24 protein-coding genes are annotated in these 26,993 nt (G+C 65.5%); 13 read left to right on the top strand and 11 right to left on the bottom strand.

All coding sequences use genetic code 11. The features are described from left to right. Window positions 1-7 precede the first annotated feature (7 nt). Window positions 8-2,833, top strand: a complete 2,826-nt coding sequence (locus JQ635_RS05795; protein ID WP_211408906.1) for a PAS domain S-box protein — start codon at window positions 8-10, stop codon at window positions 2,831-2,833. A gap of 53 nt (window positions 2,834-2,886) precedes the next feature. Next, entirely contained in the window at window positions 2,887-3,882 is a 996-nt protein-coding gene (locus tag JQ635_RS05790; protein WP_211408905.1) for a P1 family peptidase, read from the top strand. A gap of 213 nt (window positions 3,883-4,095) precedes the next feature. Here JQ635_RS05790 and JQ635_RS05785 read toward each other — a convergent pair whose 3' ends face one another. Next, window positions 4,096-4,902, bottom strand: a complete 807-nt coding sequence (locus tag JQ635_RS05785; RefSeq protein ID WP_211408904.1) for an EF-hand domain-containing protein — start codon at window positions 4,900-4,902, stop codon at window positions 4,096-4,098. 255 nt (window positions 4,903-5,157) lie between these two features. Here JQ635_RS05785 and rpe point away from each other — a divergent pair, with 255 nt between their 5' ends. The 5 genes from rpe (at window position 5,158) to JQ635_RS05760 (ending at window position 7,136) form a co-directional block, all read left to right on the top strand. Continuing rightward, on the top strand, window positions 5,158-5,859 hold the full coding sequence (rpe, locus tag JQ635_RS05780) for a ribulose-phosphate 3-epimerase (RefSeq protein WP_211408903.1): 702 nt from the start codon (window positions 5,158-5,160) through the stop codon (window positions 5,857-5,859). A 49-nt stretch (window positions 5,860-5,908) separates the two neighbouring features. Beyond that, entirely contained in the window at window positions 5,909-6,508 is a 600-nt protein-coding gene (locus JQ635_RS05775; protein ID WP_211408902.1) for a hypothetical protein, read from the top strand. A 91-nt stretch (window positions 6,509-6,599) separates the two neighbouring features. Continuing rightward, on the top strand, window positions 6,600-6,740 hold the full coding sequence (locus tag JQ635_RS05770; protein ID WP_211408901.1) for a hypothetical protein: 141 nt from the start codon (window positions 6,600-6,602) through the stop codon (window positions 6,738-6,740). Window positions 6,741-6,745: 5 nt separating this feature from the next. Continuing rightward, window positions 6,746-6,919 (top strand): hypothetical protein, encoded by a 174-nt coding sequence (locus JQ635_RS05765; protein ID WP_211408900.1) that lies wholly within the window; start codon window positions 6,746-6,748, stop codon window positions 6,917-6,919. 25 nt (window positions 6,920-6,944) lie between these two features. Then, complete coding sequence (locus JQ635_RS05760; protein WP_211408899.1) at window positions 6,945-7,136, top strand: hypothetical protein; 192 nt, start codon at window positions 6,945-6,947, stop codon at window positions 7,134-7,136. An 11-nt stretch (window positions 7,137-7,147) separates the two neighbouring features. On the opposite strand, the gene JQ635_RS05755 is transcribed toward JQ635_RS05760, so the two are convergent. The 5 genes from JQ635_RS05755 to JQ635_RS05735 all read right to left on the bottom strand — a co-directional run bounded on the left by JQ635_RS05755 (window position 7,148) and on the right by JQ635_RS05735 (window position 11,497). Next, window positions 7,148-8,581: a serine/threonine protein kinase gene (locus tag JQ635_RS05755; protein ID WP_211408898.1), complete on the bottom strand. Its 1,434-nt coding sequence runs from the start codon at window positions 8,579-8,581 to the stop codon at window positions 7,148-7,150. Between the two features lie 6 nt (window positions 8,582-8,587). After that, window positions 8,588-9,328, bottom strand: coding sequence for a metallophosphoesterase family protein (locus tag JQ635_RS05750; RefSeq protein WP_211408897.1), 741 nt, complete (start codon window positions 9,326-9,328; stop codon window positions 8,588-8,590). Window positions 9,329-9,445: 117 nt separating this feature from the next. After that, window positions 9,446-10,051 carry a hypothetical protein gene (locus JQ635_RS05745; protein ID WP_211408896.1) on the bottom strand — a complete coding sequence of 202 codons (606 nt, stop codon included), beginning with the start codon at window positions 10,049-10,051 and terminating at the stop codon, window positions 9,446-9,448. Further along, window positions 10,044-10,730 (bottom strand): hypothetical protein, encoded by a 687-nt coding sequence (locus tag JQ635_RS05740; RefSeq protein ID WP_211408895.1) that lies wholly within the window; start codon window positions 10,728-10,730, stop codon window positions 10,044-10,046. Before JQ635_RS05740 ends, JQ635_RS05745 begins: the two co-directional genes overlap by 8 nt. Continuing rightward, window positions 10,727-11,497, bottom strand: a complete 771-nt coding sequence (locus JQ635_RS05735) for a MotA/TolQ/ExbB proton channel family protein (protein WP_211408894.1) — start codon at window positions 11,495-11,497, stop codon at window positions 10,727-10,729. Before JQ635_RS05735 ends, JQ635_RS05740 begins: the two co-directional genes overlap by 4 nt. A 198-nt stretch (window positions 11,498-11,695) precedes the next feature. Here JQ635_RS05735 and JQ635_RS05730 point away from each other — a divergent pair, with 198 nt between their 5' ends. From JQ635_RS05730 to JQ635_RS05720, 3 genes are all read left to right on the top strand, one after another. After that, a complete protein-coding gene (locus tag JQ635_RS05730) occupies window positions 11,696-13,066 on the top strand; it encodes a sensor histidine kinase (RefSeq protein WP_211408893.1) in 1,371 nt (456 codons plus the stop codon). 7 nt (window positions 13,067-13,073) lie between these two features. Further along, complete coding sequence (locus JQ635_RS05725; protein ID WP_211408892.1) at window positions 13,074-13,727, top strand: response regulator; 654 nt, start codon at window positions 13,074-13,076, stop codon at window positions 13,725-13,727. A 110-nt stretch (window positions 13,728-13,837) separates the two neighbouring features. Then, complete coding sequence (locus JQ635_RS05720; RefSeq protein ID WP_211408891.1) at window positions 13,838-14,140, top strand: hypothetical protein; 303 nt, start codon at window positions 13,838-13,840, stop codon at window positions 14,138-14,140. A gap of 213 nt (window positions 14,141-14,353) precedes the next feature. Here JQ635_RS05720 and JQ635_RS05715 read toward each other — a convergent pair whose 3' ends face one another. Continuing rightward, window positions 14,354-14,938 carry a TetR family transcriptional regulator gene (locus tag JQ635_RS05715; protein WP_211408890.1) on the bottom strand — a complete coding sequence of 195 codons (585 nt, stop codon included), beginning with the start codon at window positions 14,936-14,938 and terminating at the stop codon, window positions 14,354-14,356. A 560-nt stretch (window positions 14,939-15,498) separates the two neighbouring features. Here JQ635_RS05715 and purB point away from each other — a divergent pair. Then, a complete protein-coding gene (purB, locus tag JQ635_RS05710; RefSeq protein WP_211408889.1) occupies window positions 15,499-16,806 on the top strand; it encodes an adenylosuccinate lyase in 1,308 nt (435 codons plus the stop codon). 112 nt (window positions 16,807-16,918) lie between these two features. Next, entirely contained in the window at window positions 16,919-18,088 is a 1,170-nt protein-coding gene (locus JQ635_RS05705; RefSeq protein WP_211408888.1) for a M20 aminoacylase family protein, read from the top strand. 114 nt (window positions 18,089-18,202) lie between these two features. Here JQ635_RS05705 and JQ635_RS05700 read toward each other — a convergent pair whose 3' ends face one another. The 3 genes from JQ635_RS05700 to JQ635_RS05690 all read right to left on the bottom strand — a co-directional run bounded on the left by JQ635_RS05700 (window position 18,203) and on the right by JQ635_RS05690 (window position 23,957). Further along, window positions 18,203-20,053 (bottom strand): caspase family protein, encoded by a 1,851-nt coding sequence (locus tag JQ635_RS05700; RefSeq protein WP_246583313.1) that lies wholly within the window; start codon window positions 20,051-20,053, stop codon window positions 18,203-18,205. Window positions 20,054-20,077: 24 nt separating this feature from the next. Continuing rightward, window positions 20,078-21,886: a caspase family protein gene (locus tag JQ635_RS05695; protein ID WP_246583312.1), complete on the bottom strand. Its 1,809-nt coding sequence runs from the start codon at window positions 21,884-21,886 to the stop codon at window positions 20,078-20,080. A gap of 280 nt (window positions 21,887-22,166) precedes the next feature. Beyond that, complete coding sequence (locus JQ635_RS05690) at window positions 22,167-23,957, bottom strand: ATP-binding protein (protein ID WP_433996549.1); 1,791 nt, start codon at window positions 23,955-23,957, stop codon at window positions 22,167-22,169. Window positions 23,958-24,229: 272 nt separating this feature from the next. On the opposite strand from JQ635_RS05690, the gene JQ635_RS05685 reads away from it, so the two are divergent. After that, window positions 24,230-25,597 carry an ABC transporter substrate-binding protein gene (locus tag JQ635_RS05685; RefSeq protein WP_211408886.1) on the top strand — a complete coding sequence of 456 codons (1,368 nt, stop codon included), beginning with the start codon at window positions 24,230-24,232 and terminating at the stop codon, window positions 25,595-25,597. A 68-nt stretch (window positions 25,598-25,665) separates the two neighbouring features. On the opposite strand, the gene JQ635_RS05680 is transcribed toward JQ635_RS05685, so the two are convergent. After that, window positions 25,666-26,991, bottom strand: coding sequence for an LVIVD repeat-containing protein (locus tag JQ635_RS05680; RefSeq protein ID WP_211408884.1), 1,326 nt, complete (start codon window positions 26,989-26,991; stop codon window positions 25,666-25,668). Window positions 26,992-26,993: the final 2 nt, after the last annotated feature.

Genomic DNA, 26,993 nt, shown 5'->3' with positions numbered 1-26,993 from the left:
AATCCGAATGACGTCGATGACGATCGCCAAGACCGGTCTGCGAGAGGTGGACGTGCCCGCAACGATCGACCGAAGCACATTCCTTTCGACCCTCCCGGCCACCTCGACCGACCGCACCGCCGCATTGGTGATCGTCGGCGTGTCCGCGATCCTGTTCGCGCTGGCCGTCCCCTTCGCAGGTATCCCGCTCCTGCCCGTCCCCGCCTTTGTTGCGAGCTATCAGTCCGCCCTCGCCGTCAGCGACATCATCACCGCGGTGCTGCTGCTGTCGCAGTTTTCGGTCTTGCGGACCCGCGCGCTGCTGTGGCTCGCCACCGGCTATCTGTTCACCGCCGCCGCCGCGCTGGTCCATGCCCTCACCTTCCCCGGCCTGTTCGCGGCGACCGGGCTTTTCGGAGCGGGCCGGCAGACCACGGTCTGGCTCTACATGATCTGGCACGGCGGCTTCCCGCTCTGCGTGCTGGGCTATGCCTGGTTGAAGGAGGCCGACGGCGGCGCCAGGATTCGCGGCACGACGACCGGGGCGATCTGCGCCATCGTGTTCGGCGTCATCGCCGCCATCGCCGCCTTCACCTGGATCGTCACCGCCCAGCACGACCTGCTCCCGGTCCTGCTGCGCGACGGCCGCTACACGCCGACCATGATCGGCGTCGTGTCCTTCGTGTGGTCGCTGAGCTTTGCCGCACTCGTCTCGCTGTGGTTTCGCAAGCCACATTCCGTGATCGACATCTGGCTCATGGTCGTGATGTGCGCCTGGCTGTTCGACATCGCGCTCTCGGCGATCGTAAACGTCGCGCGCTTCGATCTCGGCTTCTACGCCGGCCGCCTCTACGGCCTCTGCTCGGCGACCTTCGTGCTCGCGGTGCTCCTGGTCGAGAACGTCCGCCTTCAGGCCCAGACCGCGGGCATGGTCGGCGTATTGAAACGCCGCTCGGACGCCGAGCGCGACTATCACGCCGAGCGCGAGCGGCTGTTCACCGCCGTCGTCGAATCCTCCAACGACGCCATCATCACCAAGTCGCTCGACGGCACGATCACGACCTGGAACAACGCGGCCGAGCGCGTCTTCGGCTACTCCGCCAACGAGGCGGTCGGCCGTTCCATCGACATCATCATGCCGGACGACCAGCGCGAGGACGTCGCCGAGAACCTGGCGCGCACCCGCAATGGCGAGGTCATCGACCAGCAGGAGGCGGTGCGGCTGCACAAGAACGGTCAACCGATCGACGTGGTGCTGAGCCAGGTCCCGCTGCGCTCGACCGACGGCAAGATCATCGGCGCCTCCAAGGTGGCCCGCGACGTGACGGAGCGGAAGCGGGCCGAGATGGCTCTCAATCGGGAGATCGAGGAGCGCCAGCGCATCTTCGAGACCTCGCAGGACCTGATCCTGGTCACCGACGGTTTTGGCAATTTCATCCAGGTCAGTCCCAGCGTGAAGGACATCCTGGGCTTCAGCCCGGAGGACATGGTCGGGCACAGCGCGATCGAGTTCATCCACCCCGACGACCTCGAGAAGACGCGCGGCGAGATGCGCGCGGCGCGGCGTGGCGCGGTCAAGCGCAGCTTCGAGGCGCGCTACTACCATCACGACGGTCACGAGGTCACGCTGAACTGGATGGGCACCTGGTCCGCCCCCGTGAAACGCCATTTCTTCATCGGCCGCGACCTCACCGAGAAGCAGGCTGCCGAGGCCCAGCTCAGGCAGGTCCAGAAGATGGACTCCATCGGCCAGCTCACCGGCGGCGTCGCCCACGATTTCAACAACGTGCTGACCGTCATCACCGGCACGATCGGCATCCTGGCGGATGCCGTCGCCGACCGCCCCGAGCTTGCCGCCATCACCAAGCTGATCGACGATGCCGCCGAGCGCGGCGCGCAACTGACCAAGCATCTGCTTGCCTTCGCCCGCAAGCAGCCGCTCCAGCCGCGCGAGATCGACGTCAATGCGCTGGCGCTCGAGGCCGCCAAGCTCTTGCATCCGACGCTGGGCGAGCAGATCACCATCATGCCGCAGCTCACCGAGGACGCCTGGCCGACGCTGGTCGACCCGGGCCAGCTCTCCACCGCGATCCTCAATCTGGCGCTGAACGCGCGCGATGCCATGCCCGATGGCGGCACCCTGGTGCTGGAGACCCGCAACGTCTTCCTCGACGACGGCTATGCCAGCATGAATCCCGACGTCACCGCCGGCAATTACGTGATGATCGCAGTCAGCGACACCGGCAGCGGCATCCCGGCCGATCTGATCGATCGGGTGTTCGACCCGTTCTTCACGACCAAGGAGGTCGGCAAGGGCACCGGCCTCGGGCTCAGCATGGTGTTCGGCTTCGTCAAGCAGTCCGGCGGACACATCAAGATCTACAGCGAGGAAGGCCACGGCACGAGCGTGAAGATCTACCTGCCGCGCTCGACCGGCGTGCAGGAGACCGAGTTTGAGGCGCTCCAGAATGTCCCCATCACCGGCGGCGACGAGAAGATCCTGATCGTCGAGGACGATGCCCTGGTGCGGCAATATGTGGTGACTCAGGTCAAGAGCCTCGGCTATGCCGCGCTCGAGGCCGCCAACGCGGCCGAAGCCCTCACCATCATCGACGCCGACAAGAACATCGACCTGCTCTTCACCGACATCATCATGCCGGGCTCCATGAACGGCCGCCAGCTCGCCGACGAAGCAGCCCGCCGCCGCCCCGACCTGAAGACGCTGTTCACCTCGGGCTACACCGAGAATGCCATCGTCCATCACGGCAGGCTCGATTCCGGCGTGCTGCTGCTGGCCAAGCCCTACCGCAAGTCCGAGCTTGCCAAGATGCTCAGGACCGCGCTCGCCAGTTGAGCCGGCGGCATCCCTGCGCTATCGCTGCACCAGCAGCGCATGGAGTGCCGCCTTTGAAAAACCTTCTCACCGACATCGCCGGCGTCCGCGTCGGCCATGCCGAAGACGCCAAAGTCGCCTCCGGCACGACCGCGATCATTTTCGACCAGCCCGCGGTCGCGGCGATCGACGTCCGCGGCGGCGGCCCCGGCACGCGCGAGGACGCACTGCTCGATCTCGCCAACACCGTCGAGCGCGTCGACGCGATCGCGCTGTCGGGCGGCTCCGCCTTCGGCCTCGATACCGGCGGCGGCGTGCAGGCCTGGCTCGCCGAGCAGGGCCGCGGGCACCGGGTTCGCGAAGCGCTGATCCCGATCGTGCCGGGCGCGATCCTGTTCGACCTCCTCAATGGCGGCGACAAGGCCTGGGGACGCTTCTCGCCCTATCGCGACCTCGGCTACGCCGCGGCTGCCGCGGCCGGCACGGACTTCACGTTCGGCAGCGTCGGCGCGGGCTTCGGTGCCACCACGGCGACGTTCAAGGGCGGGCTCGGCTCGGCCTCGGCGGTGACGCCTGACGGCGTGAAGGTCGCAGCGATCGTCGCCGTCAACGCAGTCGGCACCGTCACCGTCGGCGACGGGCCGTGGTTCTGGGCGGCGCCGTTCGAGGTGGGCGGCGAATTCGGCGGACGCGGCCTGCCCGACAGGTTCACCGAAGACATGCTGCGCATGCGCATCAAGGGCGGTCCCGCGGCGACCGCGCGCGAAAACACCACCATCGGCGCCGTCGTCACCGACGCAGCGCTGACCAAACCCCAGGCCAAGCGGCTGGCGATGATCGCACACACCGGCTTTGCCCGCGCGATCTATCCGGTGCATGCACCGACCGACGGCGACGTGCTGTTTGCGGCTGCGACCGGCGAGAAGCCGATCGAGCCGCTGGCCGGCCTCACCGAGCTCGGCACGGTCGCAGCCAATGTGGTCGCGCGCGCGATCGCCCGCGGCGTCTACAGCGCGACGGCATTGCCGTTCCCCGGCGCGCAGCCGGCGTGGAGGGATCGGTTCGGCTAGCGCCTCACATCAGGTGTCATCGCCCGGCGAAGACCGGGCGATCCAGTATTCCAGAGACGGTTGTGATTGAACCGGAAGGCCGCGGCGTACTGGATACCCCGCTTGCCGCCTACGCTAAAGCTTCGGCGACCCTGGACCTCAGCCTCGGCGAAGCCTTGGCGTAGCCGGGTCGCGGGGCATGACAGCGTAATTTGCCGAGAGATCGCTCTTAGCTCACACGCTCATCGACATGGACGAGCCGGCAGTCGCTGAGGCGCCTTGGCCCTGTCCGCCTTGCCGCTGCATCAACTGCGCGAACAGATCGTAAGCCGAATTGGCGGAGGACCTGGAAGCGCCCGGCACCGTTGTCGACATCTTGAAGCCGTCGGCATAGGTGACGGTGGTGGTGGTCGAGCCGTCGCCATTGGTCGTCGTGGTTGAGGTCGATCCGCCGCTTGATGACGACGAGGAATCCGAGCCGCTGCCGGAGGCATCGCCCGCGCCGCTCGCGCCATCGGCGTGGTGGCCGCGGTGACCGCTCTTCAGCGCTTTCGACATCTCGTCCAGGCTGACGCTGCCGTCCGAATTCGAATCCGTCTTGGAGAACACGTCGTCGGCCTGCGCCAGGTTGGTGCCGCCGGCCCCGAGCGCGTCCTCGAATTCCGACTGGGTGATGCTGCCGTCGCCGTCGGCATCGATCTGCGAGAACAGGTGCTTGAGCGCGGCATCGCGGCCCGACGAGGTCGAGGACGTAGAGCTGGACGAGGTCGAGGTGGTCGCGCTGCCGGCGCCGTCCGAGGACTGGCTTTGCGCGGCGAACAACGCGTTCATCGTCTCCGGCGAGATCTGCGGATATTTGCCGGCATTGACCGACGAGGTCGCGCTGCTGCTCGTGCCGTTGCTGCCGCTGTCGATCGCGAACGGATTGGTCGGCGCGCTCTGCGAGGATCCCGTCTTCTGCGTCGATGACGACGATTTCGAGTTCGTGAGCGACTGGATCGCGTCGAGCGCAGTCGAGACGGCGCCAAGGGCGAACAACATTGCACAACTCCAACCGATGCGGCATGCCGCAGCCAATGTTCTGGGGGGAGAAGTCAGCAAGCGTCGTGCCAGCGCGAAAAGCTCAATGAAATCCGCATCCGCCGCGCTGTGCAGGTCGCGGGAACACCGGCAATTCATGCCGCAGACGGCAGAAATTTCCGCCCACAGGAAGCGCGCCCCTGCTGCATTGCCCGCCACCGAGGCCCATGTTAGGCGAGGCCCATTCGTCGTCCGGCCGCCACGGGAAACAGCGCCATGACCCAAGCCTTCGCCCCCCGCCCTCTGGCCATCGCGCCCTCGATCCTGGCCTCGGATTTCTCCAGGCTCGGCGAGGAGGTGCGCGCGGTGGACGCCGCCGGCGCCGACTGGATCCATCTCGACGTGATGGACGGGCATTTCGTTCCCAACATCTCGTACGGCCCCGACGTCATCAAGGCGATGCGCCCGCACTCGAAGAAGATCTTCGACGCGCATCTGATGATCTCGCCCTGCGATCCCTATCTCGAGGCCTTCGCGAAGGCCGGCTGCGATCACATCACGGTGCATGCGGAGGCCGGTCCCCATCTGCACCGCTCGCTCCAGGCCATCCGCGCGCTCGGCAAGAAGGCCGGCGTCTCGCTCAACCCGGGCACGCCCATCAGCGCGCTCGAATACGTCCTCGACCTCGTCGACCTCGTGCTGGTGATGTCGGTCAATCCCGGCTTCGGCGGCCAGGCCTTCATCCCCTCCGCGATCAACAAGATCCGCGACATCCGCGCGATGACGGCGGGCCGTCCGATCGACATCGAGGTCGACGGCGGCGTCGGCCCCGACGTCGCTGGCCCGCTGGCCGCGGCCGGCGCCAACGCCTTCGTCGCCGGCACCTCCGTGTTCAGGGGCGGCACGCAGGACGCCTACAAGAACAATATTGCCGCGATCCGCAATGCGGCGCTCGGGGCGCGCGGCGAGGCGATCTGACGGCCATTCGCGGCCCGAACCCGCCTTGCGGCCGCCGCGACCAACAGGAATGGACGAAATCCGCGCCACTCCGTTTTCCGCAGGCCTGCGGCGCCTGCGCGCCGAGGCCCTGCAAGACGGCGAGCAGGTGATCTGGCAGGGCCAGCCCGACGGCGTCGCCCACATGATGATGTGGCGATTTCTCTGGTGGATCGGATGTCCCTGGCTGCTAATGACCGTCGTCGCCGCCGGAGCGGATTGGATCGACCAGGCGACCCGCCCTCTCCTGATGCTCGGGGGTGCGATGGTTGCTACCCCGCTGGTGATGCTGCTGCAAGACCTGCAGACGCTCTATCTGATCACCGATCGCCGCGCGCTGATCCTGCGAACGGCCTGGGGCCGACGGACGGTCAGCCAGACGCCGTTCGAGGTCATGGACGCCGTCTTCGAAATCCTCGACATCGGCGGGGGTGCCGGCCACCTCAACTTCGCATCAAGGCGATCGCCCCGTTCGCCCGATGCCGACTACACCGGCCGCTATGGGTTTCGCTGTGTTCGCGACGCTCCGCGCCTCCGTGACATCCTCGAAGCTGCGCGCGCAGGCAGGATAAGGCGGTCGCCCCCGAAAAAAGCTGCGGTTCTTACGGGCCCTGCGGCGCGCAATGCCTAAAATTGCAACTTCGACCCGTACTCATCCGGGCTTCACTGATTCGTGCAAATCACTGCAAGTGATTCCCGCCGGCTTTTGACGGGAGCACATCATGACGACGACCCTGGTTTGGACTGGCGTGGCGTTGTGGATTGGTTTTTGTGCGTTCGTTGTGTTCGGCCCATCGGCCGGACCGGTCGAGGCCCCGGCACGTTCGGCCCGCAACATCCGTCGCGACCGCTATCGGGCCTGACGCCCATGCAGATCGCCCTCGTGAAGCGCCAGCCAAAACGCAGGTGCCGGATTCCGCGGCGCCCGCATCCGAACCTCGACTATTTCTTCGGTCGGTTCGAACGCCCTGACGGCGCGCCGGTCGACGATAACAGGTTCGACAATTCGGACCTGGACCATCCGTCTCAGCGCCGCCACTGAAGATCTCCTTTTTCGGAACGACGCCATGAAACCGCATTGCCCGAACTGCCTGAAGGAAATGACCAAGGCATCCGCGTCGCGTAACCTGTTCAATTGCGAGCCCTGCCGCGAGATCATCCAGTACTTTGGCGGCAGCGCGGACCACGGCGAGCCGGGGCCGCAATTCTCCTGGCCCATCCGCCGCAAGCGCGTCACCCACACCGCTCACGCGGCGTGATCTTTCCTAGTCTAGCCCCACACCACGCCGGCGTCTGGTTTCGCCGCGGCCATTCGCGGCGGCCGCACCACGGTGACGGTGCAGGCCGCTTCCGAGGCCACCTTGGCCGAGACGCTGCCGAGCAGCGTGCGGCGAAACGAGCTCTGCCGCGCGCCGATGATGACGTGGTCGACCTGGTTGACCTCGGCGAATTCCAAGAGCGCCGCCGCGGGATCGACGGCCTCCAGCACGTGAACCGTCAGCCGGCTTTCGTCGAGCTTCAGCGGCGTTGCCCAGTGCCGGAGCGCAACCATGCGGTCGACATGCTTGTTGGAGCCCTGCTCGTCCAGGGTCCGGTCGATCGTGATACGGTTGAGCTTCAGCACGTTGACGCAGGCAAGCCGCGCCGAGGGCAGCGTGGCGAGAATGCGCTCGGTGGTGACGCGCAGCGCCTCGTTCAGCTCCGGCGCGCCTTCCGCAGTGTCGAGCGCGACGGCGAGGATCGGGCTCGATGCGATCTGAGCTGCGACATCAGATTTCGCGCGCGGCGCCATGACGCCCTGGTTGAAGCGGCGGCGCCAGGCGACGCTGAGCGGATCGCGCTTCAGCCGCTCCGAGCGCGTCGTCAGCTTGACCTTGTCCGGATGGGCGAGATCGAAGGCGAGCTGGGATGCGGTCGGATAGCGCCACACCGGCTCGATCTCCAGACACCGCAGCACCACCTCCTGCAGCCAGGGCGGATAGTCGGCGCGAAGCTTGCGCGGCGGCTGCGGATCGCGCCAGAGCCTCCGCCGCATCGCGCGCAGCGTCTCGCCCTCGCCGAACGGACGCTCGCCGGTGGTGAAGAAATAGAGCAGCACGCCGAGCGAAAACAGGTCGCTGCGCGGATCGTCGCGCACTCCTAACAGCCGTTCCGGCGCCATGTAGGGCGCGGTGCCGTAAGGCAGGCGGAATTCCTCCTGCAGGAGATCAGGCAGATGGTCGTGATGCGACAGGCCGTAGTCGATCAGCACGGCTTCGCCGCTCTCGCGGAACATGATGCTGCTCGGCTTGATGTCGTGATGGATCACGTTCTGCCGGTGCAGATCGGCGAGCGCGGTCGCGACCTTGGCGACGAGCTGCCGCGCCTCGTCATACGACACCGGCAGGTCGGGCAGCCGCTTGTAGAGCGTGGTGCCGGAGATGCGCTCGATCACGACATAGGCCTGATGCGCGAAATCGCCGGTGCCGAAACAGGTGGGCACGTGCGGACCCGCAAGCCGCGGCAGGATCATCATCTCCATCTCGAAGGAAACGATCGCGGCGGGGTCCTCGCCCTCCGACACCCGCGGGATCTTCATCAGCAGCGGCACGTCGATACCGGGATGGGTGACCGTCCACAGCGTCGCCATGCCGCCGGCATGGACGCATTCGCCGATGGTGTAGCCGTCGATCACCGCGCCTGACTTGACCAGGGGTTTCGGCATCGGCCTCTAGCGCCCCTGCGACAGCCGGTCGGCGAGCCAGTGCGGCAGGCCGTTCTCGCGGATCCGGCTCGCGGCCGTCTCGATGTCATAGGGCGCGCGGCAATAGGTAATCTGGCACGACACCGTGTCGAACAGCACGAAGGCCGCGGACGGATCGCCGTCGCGGGGCTGGCCGACCGAGCCGAGCACCGCAAGCCATTGCCGTCCGCGCAGCAGCGGGACCGAGACATCGGTCTTGGGCACGAGGCTCGTCATCTTCGCCGTCACCGACATCGAATACAGCGCCGGACGATGGATATGGCCGCAAAAGGTGACATGGGCGGGCGTCGAGATCAGGCTCTTGGCGGCATCGGCCGTCGAACGGACATAGTGCCAGCGCTGCGGGCTCGAGGCTTCCGAATGCACAAACAGGCGGTCGCCGTCCTCCACCAGCATTGGCAGATCGGCCAGGAATCGCCGCTGCGCGGCGTCGAGCCGGCCGCGGGTCCATTCGATTGCGATCTGCGCCTCGGCGTTCATGGTCTCCGTCGAGGTATTGACCGCCTGGTCGTGATTGCCGCGCACGGCGACGGCCCCCTGCGCAACCAGCTCCATCGCGGTATCCACGACCCATTCCGGATCGGCGCCATAGCCGACGAAGTCGCCGAGCAGGATGAACCGCTCCGCCCCCTTGGCGCGGGCAACCTTCAGGCAGGCCTCGAACGCCTGCCGGTTACCGTGGATATCCGAGAAGACAGCGAGAAGCACACACCCTCCACCCTCAAATTCTTATTGGAGGCCGATAAGGCCAAATTGAGGGAGGTCAACAAGATGCGCCAGCGCCGGACCGTTTACCAGCGCAGCCCTGCGGTAATGGTGAAAGGCCTATTGCTCGTCCTTCGGCGGCATCCGGGGCGGCGGAATCGGGGTGAACACCGCGCCCTGGGCACCAGCGGGTGGGGCATTGAATTCGCCGGTCGAGGAATCGCCGCCGCTCGTCTCCAGAATGGTCTTGGGCGTCACATATTCCCGGACCATGTCGATCAGGCTGCCGTCGCCGCCGCCGAAATCGGCCGCGCGCCCCCCTTGTGGATGTCCGAGCGCGATCTCGTTCTCGGCGGCATGGGTTTTGTCGGCCAGCCTGTCATTGTAGGGCACACGAAAGGCGCGCGGGATGCCGCTCGGGCGATTGTCCTCGTCCAGCGCCTCGACCCAGAGGTAGATCGAGCCGGGATCGCCCTCCAGCGAATGCGGCTCGACGATGCGGGCCTTCAGCAGCTTGAAGGTAACAGGCAGCCGGTCCGTGCTGGCCCAGCCGAGCAGGCCGCGCATCTCGGTGAAGCTGACGACATAGAAGCCGCTGGTCACGACCACCGCGACCGCCTTCAGCGACCAGTGCAGCTGCGCATAGACCAGCACGACCAGCAGCAGCGCACCGATGACGGCGTAAGCGACCGACAGTGTGAGGATAACCGTCTGCAGGTTACTCACGACGCACCCTCACAGCGTTCCTGCTCACACCGGTCTTCGGATCGACATCGGCGCCGTTGCGCCAGCTGCTGCGGAACGTCTCCAGCAGCGATTTCGGCCGCTGATCGACATTGACGACCTTGCCTTCCGCATCGATGCGGAATCGCACTGCGGTCTTCTCGTCGCCGGTGTGATCGAGCGTGAACTTGTTGTCGAACACCACCTGCGCGGTCGGATTGAGTTTTTGGACCTTCACATTGGCCGTCACGGGCTCGCCGGTCGTCGCGACGAAATGCGAGACGTTGACGGTGTATTCGCCGGCGACGATGCCGCGCACCGTGACGATCTCCTCGCGGATGGGCGAGGCAATCTTCTTGCCGTTGACCACGATGAAATCGTTGGCGCCGCCGCGGTCGTCGCGGTCGAGCGTGAGGAAGCCGGCCTCGCGGTGGCGATACCAGGCGATGTTGCCGGCGGGATCCTGCACGAACAGGTCGAGGTCGTCGGGGTGGTTGTCCGGCCAGTCCAGCGTGATGATGAACTCCGCCTTGGAGTCGATCTTGCCGTCCTTGGCGTCCGGGGACACCGCGAGCAGCGCGAGGAAGAACAGGAACGCGATCACCTGGAGCGCCTTGAACAGCATCACGCCCAGGGGATCGAACGGCTCCTCGCGCGGATAGAGACCGAAATCATCCATCATGACGGCGTTCCGGCGCCCTTACGTTCCAAAACCGGCGTCACATAGGTCTCGGTCAGCACCACCGCATCCGAGAACACCCGCTGGGTCGCGGAATCCAGCATGTAGTACTGGATGCGAACCAGGATCGAGCCGACGAGGCCGGCCAGCGTCGTGTACATCGCAACCGCCATGCCGTCGCTCATCAAGCCCATCGAGGAGCGCATCGCGACCTTGTCGGCGGCATCCAGCCCCGCGATCGGCGCCAGCATGATGATGAAGCCGATGATGGTGCCGAGCAGGCCGAGCTTCATCAGCGTGTCCGAAACGAACGCGCCGAACCCGTTGGAGCCGCGCAGACGGTCGGCCAGCGTCCGCAGCAGCAGCGTCTGGTCCACGGGGCGGTAATCCTGCGCCGCCGCCTTCGTCACCAGGCTCTCGATGTGATCGCGCACCAACCCGCGCGGCAGCGTCGTCGCACGGGCATCAAGCACCCTGCCGCCGTCGGGCGCGGCGAGCGCCGCCCGGCAACGCCGCGCCGCCGCCCCCTCACGCGCGATCGCGCGCGTGCGCAGGAAGCAGTGGCCGCAGGTCAGGATGTAGAGCACCGCGATAATGCTGGAAATGTAGGTGCGGTCCGAGGTCAGCATCAGATGGATCAGGCCGAAGCGCCACAGCAGCACGACGGCGAAGATCGACAGCCCGGTGAAGATCATCCAGAACAGCAGCGCGCTACGCTCGGATGGATCCGCAGCCCGGCCCATGATCGGTCCAATCGTCATCGAACTCATGCTGCACCGCTCCTCGCCGCAACGATTGGCCTATAAGGATTCCTGCCCGATTAGATCAAAGTCGACGTTTCAGGTCCAAAGACCCATGCCCAATCCGGCTTGGGAAATTTGCCCGAGCTGCAATCCTGCCACACCCCGCAATTGGCAAGGCGCGGCGGCGTTGTTAGGCTGACCTTATCAAACGTCGGGGGTGATCGCATGCGCCTCGTGCTTCAGCTTGTTGCCCGCCTGCTCCTCATCGTGGCGCTGTGCCTGGGAGCCGCGGCCGTATGGGCCACATTCGACGCCTATCGCAGCATTGACCGGGCGACCGCGGCCTCGGCGCAGCGGGTCGCGCAGGCGCTTCAGGCACTGTACTGGCACGAGCTGTTGTTGCGCAGCAGCAGAGCGCGCGAGCACCTGCTGCCGGTTCCGGAGTGGCGCACGCTGGAGACGATGAAGCTGATCTCGCCCGGCGTCTGCGTCGAGTTCCAGCCGGCGACCGCGTTCGAGAAGCCGCTCTGCGGCCAGAGCGAGGGGCTGGGCAAGACCCCGCCGCGCTGGTTCGCGGCCATCGTGCCGACCTTCCTCGGCAGCCATGCCGAGGTGGTGCGGCCGGTCAGCCCGCGCGCCGCCGCCGCCGGCACGGTGGTTGCGACACCGGATGCGACTGCTGCGATCTCGCTCGCCTGGGAATACATCCTCAACGTCATCGACGTCGCGCTGCTGATGGCGGCGGCGATCGCCCTGCTCGCCTCGCTCGCCATCGCGCACGCGCTGGCGCCGGCGCGCGCGATCGTTACCGCCTTGCAGCGCATGGCGCGCGGGCAGTATCGCACCAAACTGCCGCGCTTCCGCTCCATGGAGCTGGCGATGATCGGCGGCGCCGTCGGCGAGCTCGGCGGCCGGCTGGAGGAAGCGACCGAGCAGCGCGCGGCGCTGACGCGACGCCTGATCGAGATCCGCGACGACGAACGCCGCGCGCTCGCCCGCGAGCTGCACGACGAGTTCGGGCAGAACCTGTCCGCCATCCTCGCCTTCGCCAACACCATCGAGACGGCGAGCAAGAGGGAGACCCCAAATAGCGCGGTCGCGCAGGACGCGCGCATGATCTCGCAGGCCACGCACCATCTGATGGCTTCGCTGCGCGATGCGCTGAAGCGGCTGCGCAATCCGCTGCCGGAGGAACTCGGACTCGAGGCCAGCCTCGTCAATCTCGTCGACAGCTGGCGCTCGCACAGTACGGCGCGGCCGACGATCCAGCTCGACCTCAGGGGCGACCTCACCGACATCAGCGGCCCGGCCGCCACCACCGCCTATCGTGTTGCGCAGGAATGCCTGACCAACGCGCTGCGTCACAGCGCGGCGCGCGAGATCTCGTTGCGCGTCGAGCGGCGCGCAGGCGAGGACGATGCGCTGTTGATCCGTGTCGAGGACGACGGCGGCGGCGATGCGGAGCGGGTCGCGCAGTCGGCCGGCTTCGGCCTCACCGGCATTCGCGAGCGCGTCGCGGCGGCCGGCGGATCGCTGTCGATCCAGCCTGCGACCCGCGGCCTCAGCGTCGCTGCCACCATACCGCTCGCCGCGTGAGGCCGACGTGAACGATGTCGCGGCAACAGGCATCTCCGTACTGCTGGTCGACGACCACCCGATCGTCCGGCAAGGCTACCGGCGCGTGCTGGAGAGCCAGGGCGACCTGCATGTCGTGGCGGAAGCCGACAACGCCGCGGATGCCTACGGCGCCTTCAAGGCGCACGATCCTGACGTCGTCGTGCTGGATATATCGATGCCCGGCGCGAGCGGGCTGGAGGCCATCCGCAACATCCGCGCCCGCAGCCCGCGGGCCCGCATCCTCGTCTTCACCATGCACAACGAGGCCGTGCTGGTGAAAGCGGCCTTCAGCGCCGGCGCCTCCGGCTTCGTCACCAAGAGCAGCGAGCCGTCCGCGGTCGTGAACGCAATCCGCAGCGTCGCCCGCGGCGAGCGCGCCATGAGCGACGACATCGCGCACATCCTCGCCGAGGACAGCCTGTCACCGACCGGCTCGGTGCTGGACCAGCTGGGCGAACGCGAGATCGAGATCCTGCGCCAGTTCGCCGGCGGAGCCACCACCGAAGAGATCGCGACGCATCTCAACCTCAGCGTCAAGACGGTGCAGAACTATCACTATCTGATCAAGACCAAGACCGGTGCGCGCACGGATGCGCAGCTCGTGCGGCTCGCCGCGACGTGCGGGCTGACGAAGATCTAGCAGTGGGGCTGCCGGATTCCTCGAGCGAGGTGGCGCTCTTGAATCTGCCGGGCGGGATGGAACGGAGGCCATCCAGCCCCGGTTAGGAGTAGAGTGGAGGAGACATCGCCATGAGTAAGGCTCATCACAAGGCAATCGACCATCCCCCGATCATTACCGTAGGCGAACTCATCGACGAACTTTGCCGCCTGCCCGATACGGCCGTCGTCCACTTCCGCTGCCCCATGCTCGAGCAGGAGCTGACATTCTACCGTCTTCGAAAGCGGTCAAAGGATGTCGTCGAAATCGCGGTCAATACATATCCGGAGAGCCCGCCGGTCGTACCGGCCAACGGCGGGTTTCACCCGCGCAGGCACGAAACCGCCACGCCCTCCGTTCGCGAGGGCGCGCTTCTTCACAAGGCAAGGGGGTAAGTCCAAGCGTCGCGGGTTACGCCGCCTGCAGTCCGCTTGGGCCTTCTTCCTTCTCCCCTTGTGGGAGAAGGTGGCGCGAAGCGCCGGATGAGGGGTTCTATCCGCGCACACGAATTGAGAGGGCCATACGAGGAGAGACACCCCTCACCCGGCTTCGCTTACGCGAAGCCACCCTCTCCCACAGGGGGAGAGGGTGCAGCGTCACTCGTGGCTTTAAGCTTTCAACCCGCGCAGCACCAGCGCGAGCGTCGCATCGACACGCGCCGGCAGCTCCGCGTCCTTCCATTCGTCGGCATGCGCCGGATGGTGGAAGCGGCAGGTCGCATCGAAGATCGCGCGCGCAGTCGCCTTGACGTCGCTCACGGCAAACACGCCCTGTGTCACGCCGTCGGTCAGGATCGCCGCGATCTGGTCGATCATGGTGTCCTTGTGGCACTTCACGGCCGCGCAGGCTTCACGTGCCAGGGTCAGATAGGTCTCGAACATTTCGGGGTCGTCGAGCACGCGCGAACGCTTGGCTGCGAAAAGTGTGCGCAGCCAGCGGTCGAGCCGGTCAGGCGCCGGCCCCTGCTCCTTGGTGATCGCCAAGAGCGGCGCATCGATGCGGTCCAGCCAGCGTTTGGCAACGGCCTCGCGCAGCGAGGCCTTGCTCGGGAAATGGCGATAGACGCTGCCGTGGCTCACATCGAGCGCACGGGCAACGTCAACCACGGTGGCCTTGGCAACTCCGTAGCGCCGCAAGACGTCCTCGGTGACTTCGAGGATCCGCTCCGGCGTCAGGATAACGGCTTCATTCATGCCAGCACCTTGTTCCCGTTTGGGTTCACCCGGCGACGGCGCTGATTCCGAAGCGCCCCTCACCGGTCGTTTCGGAAAGCTCTCGCCCTAATGAGGCAGTTTTGCAGCCTGCGCCGCGATCTGGCGCGCCACCAGCAAATTGAGCCAATGCCCAATCGTGCCGGTGAAATTGAGGATTTCGGTCGTCATTGTCTTAAGTCTCCATTCGTCCACGGCTCCTACCGCTCAATTACGTCCCTCGATCCGCTGGTTTTTCGGACCTCGGGCTCCCCTGGCAGGATGGCCGCGGGACGCCCAATCGGAGCGTCCGGGAACGGATATACACGTCTCGCTGACAGATTTCAATATCTGTCAGTCAATGATCCGTGATTGACAGTTAATATTTGCGGCCCGGCGCCGCCACCCCTGCCGGCCGGTCCGGTGGATAGCTCGGCGATCCCCCTCTGCCGGGGCCCAGACCGTTTGTTTCGCCTTGCCCGCTCTGTTAAATCACGGCGTAAAAAGCATTTTGGCAGGTCGCGCCCCCTCGGGTCGCCCGCCCACCTTCCTGGAGCAGTCCAATGATCCCCCGCTATACCCGTCCCGAAATGGCCTCGATCTGGGAGCCGCAGACCCGGTTCAAGATCTGGTTCGAGATCGAGGCGCATGCGGCGGACGCGCTCGCGGAGCTCGGGACCATCCCCAAGGAGGCCGCCAAGACGGTCTGGGCCAAGGCCAAGGACGCTACCTTCGACGTCGCCCGCATCGACGAGATCGAGCGCGAGACCAAGCACGACGTCATCGCCTTCCTTACCCACCTCGCCGAGATCGTCGGCCCCGAGGCGCGCTTCGTGCACCAGGGCATGACCTCCTCCGACGTGCTCGACACCTGCCTGAACGTCCAGCTCACCCGCGCCGCCGACCTCCTGCTTGCCGACCTCGACAAGGTGCTGGCCGCCCTGAAGAAGCGCGCCTTCGAGCACAAGATGACGCCGACCATCGGCCGCAGCCACGGCATTCATGCCGAGCCCGTCACCTTCGGCCTCAAGCTCGCCTATGCCTATGCCGAGTTCACGCGCGCCAAGGAGCGCCTGATCGCGGCGCGGAAAGAAGTCGCGACCTGCGCCATCTCGGGCGCCGTCGGCACCTTCGCGCAGATCGATCCGCGCGTCGAAGAGCATGTTGCCAAAGCCATGGGACTCGTGCCGGAGCCGATCTCGACCCAGGTGATCCCGCGCGACCGTCACGCCATGTATTTCTCGACGCTCGGCGTGATCGCCTCCTCGATCGAGCGCATCGCGGTGGAGATCCGCCACATGCAGCGCACCGAAGTGCTGGAGGCCGAAGAGTTCTTCTCCGAAGGGCAGAAGGGCTCCTCCGCAATGCCGCACAAGCGCAATCCGGTGCTGTCGGAGAACCTCACCGGCCTCTCCCGCATGGTGCGCGCCTATGTGACGCCGGCGCTGGAGAACGTCGTGCTCTGGCACGAGCGCGACATCTCGCACTCCTCGGCCGAGCGCATGATGGGCCCGGACGCGACCGTGACGCTCGACTTCGCGCTGGTGCGCCTCGCCGGCCTGATCGACAAGCTCTTGGTCTATCCCGCCAACATGCAGAAGAACCTCGACCGCCTCGGCGGCCTCGTCCACTCCCAGCGCGTGCTGCTGGCGCTCACCCAGAAGGGCGCAAGTCGCGAGGACGCCTACAAGCTGGTGCAGCGTAACGCCATGCCGGTCTGGCGCGGCGAAGGCGACTTCCTCCAGCTCCTGAAGAAGGACGCTGAGGTGAAGAAGTATCTCACGGACGCCGAGATCGAGGAGCAGTTCGACCTCGGCTATCACCTCAAGCACGTCGACACGATCTTCAAGCGCGTGTTCGGGGAGAGCTGAGCGTCACATCCGTAGCCCGGGTGAGCGCAGCGATACCCGGGAAATCTCCCGCGAAAGATCCCGGATGTCGCTTCGCTCATCCGGGCTACAACCAATCAAAAACGGATCCCCCATGCCCATCGTCAACCGCATCGCCGCCCTCTCCGACGAAATGGCCGCCTGGCGCCATGACTTCCACGAGAACCCGGAGCTGCTCTACGAAGTCCACCGCACCGCCGGCATCGTCGCCGACAAGCTGCGCGAGTTCGGCTGCGACGAGGTGGTGACGGGCATCGGCCGCACCGGCGTGGTCGGCGTGATCCGCGGCCGCAAGTCGGCCTCCGGCAAGACCATTGGCCTGCGCGCCGACATGGACGCGCTGCCGATCATGGAGACGTCGGGCGTGCCCTACGCCTCGAAGGTGCCCGGCAAGATGCACGCCTGCGGCCATGACGGCCACACCGCGATGCTGCTCGGCGCCGCCAAATATCTCGCCGAAACGCGCAATTTCGACGGCACCGCGATCATGATCTTCCAGCCCGCCGAGGAAGGTGGTGGCGGCGGCAAGGCGATGGTCGACGACGGCCTGATGACGCGCTGGAACATCCAGGAGGTCTACGGCATGCACAACATGCCCGGCCTGCCCGAAGGCCATTTCGCAACCACGCCGGGCGCGATGCTCGCCTCCTCCGACAACATCCAGATCATCGTCAATGGCAAGGGCGGCCATGCCGGCGCCGGCCCGCACAAATCGGTCGACAGCGTCCTGATCGGATCGCAGATCGTCAACGCGCTTCAGTCGATCGTCTCGCGCAATGTCGACCCGCTCAAATCGGCCGTCATCTCGATCACCCAGTTCCACGCCGGCACCGCCTTCAACATCATTCCTGAAGTCGCCGAACTCGCCGGCACCGTGCGCACACTCGATCCTGAAGTGCGCGATCTCGTCGAGCGCCGCATCGGCGAGGTCGCCGACAGCGTCGCCCGCGCCTATGGCGGTTCGGCCGAGACGAAGTACACGCGGATGTATCCGGTGACGATGAACCATGCGCGCGAGGCCGGCCTTGCCGCCGACGTCGCCCGCGACATCGTCGGCACTGAGCGCGTCAACGACAAGTTCATCCCGATGATGGGCGCCGAGGACTTTTCGTTCATGCTTGAAGCGCGTCCCGGGGCCATGGTGCTGGTCGGCATGGGCGACGGCAACGAGTGCCACCACCCGGCCTATGTCTTCAACGACAACATCCTCGGCCACGGCGCCTCGTTCTGGGTGCGCATGATCGAGACGCGGATGCCGGCGTAGCTGACGCAGCATTTGCAAAGCTTGTAGCCCGGGTGAGCGAAGCGACACCCGGGACAACTCTCGCAAGATTGCAGTGCGGCCCCGGATGTCGCTGCGCTCATCCGGGCTACGATGCTAATTGCATATCTCGGTGGTGGCGGTGACCCCGTTGTTGAGCTTCGTCGTTCCGAGACGGCACCCCTTTGCGACGGGTCGGCATCCCGCGCCGCCGCAGACCATCTGTCCTGACGCTTGCGACTTCGGCGCTGCGGATTCGGCATCTCTGCGATCCTGGTCTCTTTTTCGGGGCTCGCTACGAGCGGCAGGAGACGGCTTCCTCTCTGGAATCTTTTCGCATTCGTTGTCTTCGCTGACCTGATATCCGGCGCGGCACGTGATCTTCGCGCATTGATCGCCGTCGGCCCTAAAGCCGAAATTGCACACGAGCGGGCAGACCCGGCCGGGCTTCGCTTTCAGCCCGTTGAGTGCGTCGTAGCTCGCGAACTTCACATCGAACTGGGTACCAGCATATTTGTTGAAGAGCGCCAGCGAGCGCTGCGACGCGGTGTTCCAATCACCATCAGGGACGGCGGAGAGGCAGCCGACGCGGCGCAATTCGCCCTGAACGGATTTTGTCAAATCAGTTGCGGACAACGTCGATGTCGGCGCAGGCGAGAGTGCGGCGACCTTCTGGTTTTCGACTTCGGGCAGCTGCCGATCGGCCGCCGGCTTTGCAGCCTGCTCGGCCCTCTCGGCCGCCTGCTTTGCGGCAAGCTCGGCCTTGGCCTTTTCCGCCGCCTGCTTCTCGGCCAGCGCCTTTGCAGCCGCCGCTTCTGCCGCCTTGCGCTCGCGTTCGGCCGCTTCAGCCTTCGCCTGCTCGATCTGCTTCTGCTTCTCCGCGGCGATGCGCGCATCTTCGGCCGCCTTGGCCGCCGCGGCCGCCTTCTCCTGCTCGGCCTTCTGGGCGCGCTCGGCAATCAGCCTCGCCTTTTCCTGCTCGGCCGCCTTGGCTTTTTGTTCGGCCGCCGAGCGCGTCTCTTCGGCAGCGATCTTGTTCAGCTGCCCCTTGGCGAGGTTGGCATAGAAGCCATCGGGATATTGCGCCAGAAACGCCTCCCAGCCGTCGCGCGTCGCGAGCTGAAGCGCAAGCTCGTAGTCTCGCCTGAGTTCTGACTGCGGATTTGCCTGCGGACCCGTCGCGACCGGCCTGGCAGGAACCAGCGGCACGTCATCGCCGCCCAGCGAGCCATAGACGAAGGGTTCCTGCTTGTTCGCTGTGCTCCTCAGCACATCGTCGCGGACGAAACCGAATGCCTTGCGCAGGTCGAGCCCGGGTTTCGGCAAATGCTCGCTCAGCGCCACCGCGAATGGGCTGTTGCGGGAATCGCCATCGGACGCCGTCGAGCCGGCCTTGGCCGCGAACGCGATCATGGTGTTGGGACTGGTCGGCTCGACCTTGGCAAGGCCGCGACCGATCGCGCGCGAAGCCACGGTGCGCTTCATCGTCTTCGAAAAGGGATTGTCGCGGCAGGCGTCGAGGATGACGAGCCGAAGCTGCTTGGCGGGCTCGATGCTCACCAGCACGCGATCGATCGGCAATGCTTCGTCGTAAACGTCGGTATCGGTCTCGAGGGCCGCATCGGTCGGGATCAGGTAGTTGGTGCCGTCCACTTCAAGGCCGTGGCCTGCGTAGTAAATCACGGCGACATCGGCATCGCGCGTCCGCGCGCCGAACTCACGCAGCGCCTTGCGCATTTCGGGCGCGCTCAGGTCCTGCCTGACGTCGACCGTGTCGAAGCCGGCTTTCCGCAGCATGCCGCCGATCAAGCCGGCGTCATTCGCCGGATTGGCAAGCTTCGGCACGCTCTTGTAGGCGGAATTGCCGATGACGAGCGCGACGCGCTTCTCGGCCTGCGCCGGCGCGCATGTGACGAGAGCTGCAAACATCAATGCGTAGCAATATCGAGCTATAGTCACGCTATTCATCCGCGGCTTTGATCGACGACACGATCAGTTGCAGACCTCGTAATTGCCGCTTCCTATGGCGGCGTTATATCTTCCGGGCGTAGCCCCGGACACGAGCCTGCAGCCTTTCTGCACTGGGCGGCATCCCGCCGAGTTGCAGAAGATCTGCCCGCTCGCTTCCGGCTTGGACGGCGCAGCTTCGGTCGCCTTCCGGTCTGCGTCGCGCTTTCTCGAATCCTCGCGCGTCGCGACCGGCTTCTTCTCCTGGATCTTCTCGCACTCGTTGTCGTCGCCGACGCGATAGCCGGCGCGGCAGGTGATCTTCACGCATTGATCACCGTCGGCCTTGAAGCCAAAATTGCACACCAGCGGGCAGACCCGCCCCGGCTTCGCCTTCAGCGCGTCGAGCGCGTCGACGCTCGCAAGCTTCACGTCGAACTGCGTGCCGGCATATTTGTTGAAGAGCGTCAGCGAACGCTGCGACGCGGCGTTCCAGTCTCCATCGGCAGAAGCGGACAGGCAGCCGATGCGGCGCAATTCGCTCTGCACGGACTTCGCAAGGTCAACCGCAGATAATGGTGATGTCGGCCCGGGCGAGAGCGCCGCAGCTTTTTGCTCGGCCTCGGGCAACTGGCGATCCGCCGCCGGCTTTGCAGCCTGCTCTGCCCTCTCCGCCGCCTGCTTTGCGGCAAGCTCGGCCTTGGCCTTCTCCGCCGCCTGCTTCTCGGCCAGCGCCTTCGCAGCCGCCGCCTCCGCCGCTTTGCGCTCGCGTTCGGCCGCTTCAGCCTTCGCCTGCTCGATCTCCTTCTTCTTCTCCGCCGCGATCCGTGCCTCTTCGGCCGCCTTGGCAGCCGCGGCGGCCTTCTCCTGCTCGGCCTTCTGGGCCCGCTCGGTAATCAGCCGGGCCTTCTCCTGCTCGGCCGCGCGGGCCTTTTGTTCGGCCGCAGCGCGCGTCTCTTCGGCGCCGATCTTGTTCAGCTGGCCCTTGGCGAGGTTGGCATAGAAGCCATCGGGATATTGCGCCAGAAACGCTTCCCAGCCGTCGCGCGTCGCAAGCTGGAGCGCGAGCTCGTAATCCCTGCGAATGGCCTCCTGCGGGTTGGCCTGGGGACCGGTTGCCGCTGGTCTCACGACGAGGGGCACGTCGTCGCCGCCGAGCGAGCCGTAGACATAGGGCTCCTGCTTGTAACCGGTCGCCTTGAGCACGTCGTCGCGCACGAAGCCGAAGGCCTTGCGCAGATCGAGCCCCGGCTTCGGCAGGTGCTCGACCAGCGCGGCGGCGAACGGGCTGTTTCTGGCATCGCCGTCCGATGCGGTCGATCCCGCCTTGGCTGCGAACGCAATCATGGTGTTGGGGCTGGTCGGCTCGACCTTGGCAAGGCCGCGTCCGATCGCGCGCGAAGCCAGCGTGCGCTTCATCGTCTTCGCGAACGGGTTGTCGCGGCAGGCGTCCAGGATGATCAGGCGCAGCTGCTTGGCCGGCTCGACCGCGAACAGCGCCCGCTCGACCGGGATGGTCTCGTCGAGCACGTCGCCGTCGGTCTCCAGCGTCGCGTCGGTCGGAATGAGATAGTTGTTGCCGTCGAGCTCGATGCCGTGGCCGGCGTAATAGATCACCGCCATGTCCGCATCGCGCGTCCTGCCGGCAAACTCACGCAACATGCGCCGCATCTCGCTGGCGCTGAGATCCAGCCTGACGTCGACGGAATCGAAGCCGGCCTTCTTGAACATGCCGCCGACCCGCGTGGCATCGTTCACGGGATTGCTGAGCTTGGGCGCGCTCTTGTAAGCGGAATTGCCGATGATGAGCGCGACCCGCCGGTCGGCATGCGCCGGTCCGCAGGCAAGGCTCAACGCAAAAATCACCAAAGCAAATAGCCGAACCGGAATCACTTGCGTCCCCCCGGATGCAATTCCATGAGACTATTCGGAACCATGGCAGATTGCCAATTCCTCCCTATGTGACCATCGTCACACAAAGTATCCGGGCAACTTATTGATCGTGCGGCGAAGCGCCGCTCTCCGGTCCGGCCGGTCCGAGCTCTGATGCCGCCTCACCTCCTGCGGTTGCACCACGGCCCGGATCACGAAAGGCGCGTGCTGCGCAGCCGCAAAAAAGGTTACGCAGCCCCCGTCAGCGGGCCACTGAGCGCAGGCCCGTTGGCTCCTCCGCCTGCAACAGGCGGGATGTGGCCTCGTCTGAGGCGAGAGGCAGGGTGAACTGGAAGACGGCGCCCCGAGGCTCGTTTGCGCCGGCCCACATTCGTCCACCATGCGCCTCGATGATCGAGTGGCAGATGGCGAGACCCATCCCCATGCCTGTCGGCTTGGTGGTGTAGAAGGCCTCGAACAGGCACTCGACATTCTTCGGATCCAGTCCCGGACCGGAATCCCGCAAGGTGACGTGCACGCCGTTCGATACATCCCGATCGGTGCTGATCAGCAACTCGCGCTCGTGCTCGCCAACCGCGGCCATCGCCTCGATCGCGTTGACAATCAGGTTGAGCAGCACTTGCTGAAGTTGAACCCGATCTGCCGGAATGGTCGGCAGGCCTTCGGCAAGCTGCGTTCGTACCGAGACGCGGTTCTTGAACGCTTCGCTGCGGGTCAGCGCGATGACGTCGAGCACCGCCTGGTTGATATCCATATCCTCCTTTTGCGGCGGCGCTTTCCTTATCAGCGCCCGGATCCGGCCGATGATGTCGCCGGCTCGCATGCCATCGCCGGTGATCCAGTCGAGTGTCTGTCGAACCCGCTCCAGATTTGGCGGTTGGGCCTCCAGCCAATTCAGCCCGGCCTCGGCGTTCGCCACGATCGCGGCGATCGGCTGGTTGACCTCATGGGCAATCGAAGCCGTGAGCTGCCCCATTGTGGTGACGCGATTTGCGTGCGCGAGCTCCATCAAGGCTTCGCGGTAGAGCCGCTCGTGTTCGCGAGCTTCGGCCTCTGCCCGCTTGAGAGGCGTCAGATCGAGGACAAAGCCGACGCCTTGATCTCCACCTTGTGCGAACATCGTCCCGCCAATCAGCACGGAGACACGGCTTCCATCCTTCCGGACATACTCCTTCTCGAACGGCTGGGCCGTCCCGGCCCGCTTCAACTCCGCCACGGTTTTTACGTCGCGGTCGCGCCATTCCGGCGGCGTGAGGTCGTATCGATGCAGGCGCCCCGAGGCGAGATCGTCCCGATCGTATCCGACGATGCGCAGAAACGCGTCATTGGCCTCGAGAATGCGGCCCTCGACCTCCCAGATGATGATACCGATGATGTTGGAATCGAAGAGGCGCCGGATCTTGATATCCCGCGCTGCAAGGTCGCTCTGCAATTGAATGTTCTCCTCGGTCGCCTGTCTCCGCCGTTTCGCTTCGAGCCGCGCGAGCGCCAACGCCGCTCCCGCCAGCGCGACGACGAGGACAACGGCGCCGGCGATCAGCCAGGTCCAGCGCTGCTCGAATGCTTCGGCATGCGTCTCCCGATCGGCGAGCCGAAAGCGCTCGTGATCCATCATCTGGTCGATTTGCGAGCGGATCTCATCCATGCTGCGGATCATCGCCAGCGCCGCCTGCCCGGACGTGCCGGCGGTCTTCACCATCTCGTCGATCTCGCGCAGCTTTGCCGAAACGGTCAGCGCCAGATGTTGCGCGCGCAGACTCTGCAACGGATCGTCCGCGACCAGCACCAGCAGCGCCTGCGCCTCGCGCCGCACGCCTTCGTCGGAGACGCCGTAGGCTTTGAGATAGGTGGGGTCGAGGGTCATTAGATACCCGCGCCGTTCGGTCTCCAGCTCGGCGGTGATCGCACGCAACCGATCAAGTGTTTCGAGCACCTGGCGGCTATGCCCAAGCAGGTCATGGGCCGCCTGCCGCTCCTGCCGATATTGCAGGCCGAGAAACCCGGTCGCAGCGAACAGCGTCAGAAGCGCCACGACCGCCACGATCAGCGGACGAGCCAGCCATCGCAAAGACGGGACCTGAGCAGGGACTGACATCGGCCTTGGGTCTTCGATGCTCGTGTGACAGCGCGTCTTCTGGTGTCGAGGCCAGAGCATGATAGAATAATAGCATGGTTGGGTGGGCGAGAACCCGACATTCTCGCCCCCAAGGTTACACCGGTTTGGCCGTCAGTCGTCGCGCGAGGGCCGCACATCACCGGTATGGCTCGTGTTGCGAATGATTGCCCGTCGCAGGGAGAGCCAACATGACGTACGCACAGAGCGGTCGAATTCCGACCAGCCGTCGCAGCTTCGTTAGGGGATTGGGGGCGGTGGGCGCAGTCTTGCCGACGCTGGCCGCGCTGCCACGTTGGAGCTTCGCCGAGGACCGCGCTGCGACGTACGCCAACGCGAACATCGATTGGAAGCAGTTTGCGGGACAGACGATCTCTCTTTCGGGCGCGATCCATCCCTGGTCGAATGCGATCACGCCGCTGCTGCCGGAGTTCACCAGGCTCACCGGAATCAACGTCACCATCGATTTCCAGCTCGAAACCACATATCTCGGCGCCTTGCCGATCAGACTCGCCCGCGGCAGCACGACGCCAGACGTCTTCATGTTCACGACCTATGGCCAGGGCATCTCGGGAGGATGGCTCGAGCCGTTGAACGGCTATTATTCGAACCGATTGCTGACCGATCTCGGCTGGTATGACGAGAACGACCTGCTCAAGACGGCCCGGGCCTTCCCGCTGTGGTCCGACGGCGAACGGTACGCCATCCCGATCACCTCCGAAGCGATGACCATGTTCATCAACGGGGACGCGCTGGCAGCCAAGAACCTGCCGGTTCCGCAGACGTTCGACGAGCTGCTTGTGACAGCCAAGGCGCTCAAGTCCAGCGAGATGTCGGGGATCGCTATGCGGGCCCAGGCCGGCGGCAATTCCTCCCCGCCAGCGATGGGCTTCGTGTTCTCTTACGGCGGCGCCATGGTCAAGGACAACAAGGCCGTTTTCGCAAGCCCCGAAGCGATTGCGGCCGTCGAGATGTACGGACGCCTGCTCAGCCAGGCCGGGCCTGGCGGCGTCGGCAGCTATGAATGGTACCACGTGCTGGACGACTTCCTGCAGGGACGGGCTGCGGTCGCGATCGACAGCAGCAATTTCGCGACCGACATCTCCAATCCGGCCAGGAGTCGCGTCGCCAAGCAGGCCGCGTTTGCGGTCTTCCCGCATGTCCCTGGTCGCGCGCCCGTGCCCTTCATGTCGCACTGGCAGGCCTGCATCAATTCAAAATCACGAAACAAACGGGCAGCTTTCCTGTTCCTGCTCTGGGCGACAAGCAAGCCGACATCGCTGCAGACTGCCGCAGCCGGGCTGGCGACGACACGCGTGTCGGCGTGGTCCAGCGAGGGCTTCAAGAAGGCATTCGGCTCGCAGGCCGCCGAGGCGGCGCTGACCAATTTGCAAAATGCCGATGTCGACCGCGCCAAGGCGATCCTCTTCCATCCACAATCGAGACCGATCCTCGATGCCTTCATGATCGGCGTCAACGAAGTGGTCAACGGCGAGAAATCGGCAAAGGATGCGATGACCGGTGCAGCCGCGCAGGCCAATGCGGCGATCCGCGGGTAGCGGCGAAGCGTCACGCAATCGGAAGAGCCGGTCGGCGGACAAGTCGCCAACTCAACCTTGTGCGGCGCTCACCCTTGATATTGCAGCACGTGCATGCCGGCGTTCCAGTCGGAGACGAACATCAGCCCGTCGGGCCGGACGTAGGCGTCACAGGTCTTGGCTGCGAGGGCGATATTCGGCCGGGGGTCGATGAGCTTCTTCGGCGTCGGCGGCACCCAGTACGCCATCTCCTTCGGTGCGAAGGCATCCCTGATGTCGAACACTCTCACGCCGGCATTGTTGTAGGTCGCGAAGATCGTCTCCTCGCTCTGGAACGAGCCCGGGCGGTTCTCGTGCAGATTATGCGGGCCGAAGGTGCCACTCGTGCAGAAATCGCGCTCGCGCGGGGTCGGCAAGGTTGCGATCGGCACCGGGTTCTCTGGCGCGCGCACGTCGAGCACGAAGGTGTGGAACAGGCCCTTGGCGCATTTCTCCGCATTCGCTTCGTCCGCGACGATCGCGAGCTGTCGCTTCGGCAGCGGCAGCGGCGTATGCGTGCCGCCGGCGAAGGGCGGCGACCAGTTGATATGGGACAGCAGCCTTGGATTGGCGGGATCGCTGATGTCGTGGATGGTGAAGCCGCCATCGCGCCAGGCGGCATAGCCGCGATCACCTGCGGTGATCATGTGATGCAGCGCAAAGCGCTTGCCCTTGGGCGTCGGCGGCTCGCCGGCCGCGCGGTTCATGCCCGGCAGCCACCATTTCGCGACCACTTCCGGCTTGGTGATGGTCTTCAGATCGACCACGCACAGGATGTGGTCGGTGAAGCCGTCGAAATGCGCCGACACATAGGCATAGCGGCCGCCCGGCCACCACAGCCGGTTGATGCCGAAGCCCGGCATTTCGAGGAACGCGATCTCGCGCATCTCGCCTGGTTTCGAGATGTCGTGGATCGACAGGCCGGAGCGGAATTTCTTGGCCTTGGTGATGCTGTCGACCAGTGTGTTCTCGAAATAGCCGCGCATGTTGTCGTAGGACTGCATCGCGACGATGTTGGCGCCGTTCGCAACCAGCAGCAGATCCTCTGCCGCCTGCAAATGGTGGGTGCGGGTATATTGCCCCGCGGTGAAGAAATTGACCGGCTTCAGCGCACGCGGATCGGAGGCATCCAGGATCGTCACGCCGTCGCTGAACATGTGCCCGACATAGACGTACTGCCGGTTGAACATCACCTGCACGCTGTCGGGGCGGCCGCCGATATCGCTGTAGGAGATGTGCTGGATGCCCTTGCCGATGCCCTCCGGCGGAATGTCAGCCTCTGAAGCCGAGGCCGACCTCGACCACCCCGATAGCGCGGCGGTCCCGAACACACCCGACAATTGCTGAAGGTGGCGGCGGCGAGAGACTTGAGGCATCG

The organism is Bradyrhizobium iriomotense, assembly GCF_018130765.1.
GTDB classification, from domain to species: domain Bacteria; phylum Pseudomonadota; class Alphaproteobacteria; order Rhizobiales; family Xanthobacteraceae; genus Bradyrhizobium; species Bradyrhizobium iriomotense_A.
Note: the sequence above shows the minus strand (reverse complement) of the source record. Positions and strands in the feature narration are given on the sequence as shown.

Excerpts from the sequence above, each read along its gene's own strand:
- JQ635_RS05730 (WP_211408893.1), top strand. The coding sequence starts at position 11,696 with ATGCGCCTCGTGCTTCAGCTTGTTGCCCGCCTGCTCCTCATCGTGGCG.
- purB (WP_211408889.1), top strand. The coding sequence starts at position 15,499 with ATGATCCCCCGCTATACCCGTCCCGAAATGGCCTCGATCTGGGAGCCG.
- JQ635_RS05735 (WP_211408894.1), bottom strand. The coding sequence starts at position 11,497 with ATGAGTTCGATGACGATTGGACCGATCATGGGCCGGGCTGCGGATCCA.
- JQ635_RS05765 (WP_211408900.1), top strand. The coding sequence starts at position 6,746 with ATGCAGATCGCCCTCGTGAAGCGCCAGCCAAAACGCAGGTGCCGGATT.
- JQ635_RS05715 (WP_211408890.1), bottom strand. The coding sequence starts at position 14,938 with ATGAATGAAGCCGTTATCCTGACGCCGGAGCGGATCCTCGAAGTCACC.
- JQ635_RS05720 (WP_211408891.1), top strand. The coding sequence starts at position 13,838 with ATGAGTAAGGCTCATCACAAGGCAATCGACCATCCCCCGATCATTACC.
- JQ635_RS05760 (WP_211408899.1), top strand. The coding sequence starts at position 6,945 with ATGAAACCGCATTGCCCGAACTGCCTGAAGGAAATGACCAAGGCATCC.
- JQ635_RS05685 (WP_211408886.1), top strand. The coding sequence starts at position 24,230 with ATGACGTACGCACAGAGCGGTCGAATTCCGACCAGCCGTCGCAGCTTC.
- JQ635_RS05785 (WP_211408904.1), bottom strand. The coding sequence starts at position 4,902 with ATGTTGTTCGCCCTTGGCGCCGTCTCGACTGCGCTCGACGCGATCCAG.
- rpe (WP_211408903.1), top strand. The coding sequence starts at position 5,158 with ATGACCCAAGCCTTCGCCCCCCGCCCTCTGGCCATCGCGCCCTCGATC.
- JQ635_RS05740 (WP_211408895.1), bottom strand. The coding sequence starts at position 10,730 with ATGATGGATGATTTCGGTCTCTATCCGCGCGAGGAGCCGTTCGATCCC.
- JQ635_RS05755 (WP_211408898.1), bottom strand. The coding sequence starts at position 8,581 with ATGCCGAAACCCCTGGTCAAGTCAGGCGCGGTGATCGACGGCTACACC.
- JQ635_RS05775 (WP_211408902.1), top strand. The coding sequence starts at position 5,909 with ATGGACGAAATCCGCGCCACTCCGTTTTCCGCAGGCCTGCGGCGCCTG.
- JQ635_RS05770 (WP_211408901.1), top strand. The coding sequence starts at position 6,600 with ATGACGACGACCCTGGTTTGGACTGGCGTGGCGTTGTGGATTGGTTTT.
- JQ635_RS05700 (WP_246583313.1), bottom strand. The coding sequence starts at position 20,053 with ATGAATAGCGTGACTATAGCTCGATATTGCTACGCATTGATGTTTGCA.
- JQ635_RS05680 (WP_211408884.1), bottom strand. The coding sequence starts at position 26,991 with ATGCCTCAAGTCTCTCGCCGCCGCCACCTTCAGCAATTGTCGGGTGTG.
- JQ635_RS05795 (WP_211408906.1), top strand. The coding sequence starts at position 8 with ATGACGTCGATGACGATCGCCAAGACCGGTCTGCGAGAGGTGGACGTG.
- JQ635_RS05705 (WP_211408888.1), top strand. The coding sequence starts at position 16,919 with ATGCCCATCGTCAACCGCATCGCCGCCCTCTCCGACGAAATGGCCGCC.